This is a genomic window from Dolichospermum sp. LEGE 00246 (assembly GCF_015207865.1).
In the GTDB taxonomy this organism is placed as follows: Bacteria; Cyanobacteriota; Cyanobacteriia; order Cyanobacteriales; family Nostocaceae; genus Dolichospermum; species Dolichospermum heterosporum.
Genome location: NZ_JADEWA010000653.1, coordinates 1 through 2,096 on the forward strand (window position 1 = coordinate 1; position 2,096 = coordinate 2,096).

Genomic DNA, 2,096 nt, shown 5'->3' on the forward strand with positions numbered 1-2,096 from the left:
GGCGGAATCCAGAGACGATTTTGGCGGACCTCTCAAAAAACCTTATTTCAGGCTTCGGGTCAAGCACAAACTGAAACTAATGAAACGCTGAAAGTATTTAGTTGTCAAGGTTCTGGCTGTTTGGCGAATCTCCAGGGTTTTTGACCCCGCTTTAGGTCTGCCAAATTTGTCTTTATATGAGTGTAAAATTTAGCAGATTAATTGTCAATAGTTACTGTATTACAAATAGTAAAGCATTAAATTGGCCAATTATTCTGGTAAAGTCCTATTTCCTTAACAATATCGGCTGTAACTTTCTGTCTTAAATCATAAGGTGAGAGAATTTCTACCCTTGGTCGCCAAGCTCTTAACCGCATAGTTACGTTATAATCCCCATGTCGGTACTGAAGACTGTAATAAGCATCCTTTGGGGAACGATTGGCGATAACCTTTAATAATTCTGCCTTGTGTTCTGAACTAACTACAGAACTTTGAATCAAACTTTTTGCTTTTTGATAGCCAATCAATTTAAAAGTTTCATGGCGAAATGTATCCCGAATGTAGCGGTCATGATAATCTCGTTCAAATCGTAGCAGCATCAGTCGAGATTCTAAATAGAAATCAAACCCTAATGCCTTATCCATTTGTAATTCTATTTCTTCTGGATTTGGCAAATTTCTTTGTTGATATCTTTGTTGTAGATTTTTGGGAATCCCAGGACTTGTCCATTCAATTGGCGTAATGTTTTCGATTCTATCCAACCGAAAATTATACCAATCTGTTTTTCTATCAGGACTTTCCCCAAAAGCACATAAATAAACTGCACGTTGTACATAATAAATGCAAACAGGATAAACCAAACATTCTATAGATTCTCTTAGTCTGGCACTATTATAAATTAAGTTAATAGGTGGCACTGGTTTTTGTTCCCAGATTTTTCGGAGTTCATCCTGCCAATTTCCAACTTCGTCTACGGCAGTTACCACATAGTCTAGTTTAAACAATAACCGCCGAATTCCGCCAATTTGTTGAGATAGATTTTGAGCAATTTCCGCTAAATCTTCTTGATTGAGAAAATGTAATTCATTATAATTGTGTTTGCTAGTAATAGGACGAGAAGGTAAATATTGAACTCGATGGTATTTTTGTTCTCTATTTTCTAACCAACCTAATTCTACTAAGATTTGTAAATCTGCTTGTAAAGAACGGCGAGTTACCCCAAATAATCGTTTTTCGAGGATTTCATCTAAATTAGAGATATGAATATGAGATAATAAAGAATGTTTCCATGTTTCCTGATTCAATCCAGTTTTGGCATCAAACAACCAGTCAGCAGTAGTTTTTACACAATGACAGTTAGGGTCATGGAAATCGGGAATTGTTTCTCCTTTGGGGTGTGTAGAACCAAAGAAAGCGGTTTTCCAATCTGCCAAGGTAAAACCATCCTCTAAGAATATATGATCTTGACCTTCTCCATATAAAGAACGTAACCACACCCACAACCGAATAGCACGGAGAAGATTTTGCTTGAGAGAACCGCGTGCTAACCATTGCAACAGTTCTACTTGGGGGACATCAGAAAAAATTTGCTCAGACACTTTACTAGAACTTGGGGATAGTTCCAGCATAGACTAATCTGGAATAGGCTGCTTCCAATGCCATGTATGATGTAATAGTCAGTGAATCAGTAAAGGTAATGACTACTTACAACATCGAGTTCAAGGACGATATTTTGCGGTTGAGTTTTGGTGAACCTGCCCAAAATGACCAGATTGTGAAAGATGCTGCCACTAAGTTAGAGCAAATGGCACAGTCGGGGGAACTTACAGGAGGACAACTGCTGAGGATTAATGGACCCGTTTCTATTCCTGTGGCTTTTGTGTTGGCACATAAATTAGCTCATATTTACGGAGCGATCGCTTTTTTTGATCCGAAATTAGGTAAATACGTGATTTGCATCACACACAATCCGGCATATAAGCTGGGAGATTTAATTGATTGAAGTTTTACTTGAGGAAATTACTTGAGTCATGTTTTAATTATTTTATAATCCAGTGCTATTTAATGAGTATTTACCATATCAGTTTAGACGGTGACGTTTTAAAGGTAGGATTTGG

2 protein-coding genes are annotated in these 2,096 nt (G+C 37.4%); one reads left to right on the forward strand and one right to left on the reverse strand.

Annotated elements, in window-relative coordinates; genetic code table 11:
* Nucleotides 1-236: 236 nt before the first annotated feature.
* A complete protein-coding gene (locus IQ228_RS25135; protein ID WP_193964867.1) occupies nt 237-1,577 on the reverse strand; it encodes a TIGR03985 family CRISPR-associated protein in 1,341 nt (446 codons plus the stop codon).
* A 98-nt stretch (nt 1,578-1,675) separates the two neighbouring features.
* Between IQ228_RS25135 and IQ228_RS25140 the strand changes: the two genes are divergently transcribed.
* Nucleotides 1,676-1,981 (forward strand): CRISPR-associated protein Csx3, encoded by a 306-nt coding sequence (locus IQ228_RS25140; protein WP_027404212.1) that lies wholly within the window; start codon nt 1,676-1,678, stop codon nt 1,979-1,981.
* Nucleotides 1,982-2,096 lie beyond the last annotated feature (115 nt).

Bases quoted from the DNA above. Each gene is read 5' to 3' on its own strand.
- IQ228_RS25140 (WP_027404212.1), top strand. From the start codon at position 1,676: ATGACTACTTACAACATCGAGTTCAAGGACGATATTTTGCGGTTGAGT.